Genomic DNA, 645 nt, shown 5'->3' on the forward strand with positions numbered 1-645 from the left:
ACGGGTCAGGTCCAGGCCGCTCACGGTGATCCGGATCAGCCGGCCCGTGGCCAGGTCGTCGCCGACGGCGTGCGCCCCCACGGCGGCGGGGCCGGCGCCGGCAGCCACAGCGGCACGGACGGACGCCGTACTCGACAGCTCGAGGACGGGTTGGGCGCGGGGCAGGTCGGCCAGGGCGCGTTCCAGCACGGTGCGCGTGCCCGAACCGGCCTCGCGTACGACGAGGGGCGTGGCCGCGAGCGTCTCGGCGGTCACGCGGCGGCGGGACCGCTGGGCCCACGGGTGGGTGGGCCCGACGACCACGACCAGCTCGTCGGTGCCGACCAGGCGGCGCTGCAGGCCGTCCGGTGCGTCCGGCCCCTCGACGAAGCCGAGGGCGACCTCGCCGGCGAGGACGAGCTCGGTGACGCGTTCGGTGTTGGTGGCGGTCATGGTGATGTCGACGGGCGTCTGACCGCGCTGGACCTGCTGGGCGCGCAGGCCGACCAGCCACCCGGGCAGCAGGTGCTCGGCGATCGTGAGGCTCGCCGCGATGGCGAGGTGGCCGCGGCGATCGACACGCATGGCGGCAATACCGGCGTCGAGCTCGTGCGCGGCGTCGAGGACACGACTGGCCCACTGCACGAGCAGCTCGCCGGTCGGCGT

1 protein-coding gene is annotated in these 645 nt (G+C 75.7%); it reads right to left on the reverse strand.

Features of this window, described 5'->3' with window-relative positions; genetic code table 11:
• The coding region (locus tag ACOADB_RS24485) for a LysR substrate-binding domain-containing protein (RefSeq protein ID WP_378604991.1) at nucleotides 1–645 on the reverse strand (645 nt) is incomplete at both ends.

This window comes from Nocardioides sp. CPCC 206348 (assembly GCF_048654705.1).
Lineage (GTDB): Bacteria > Actinomycetota > Actinomycetes > Propionibacteriales > Nocardioidaceae > Nocardioides.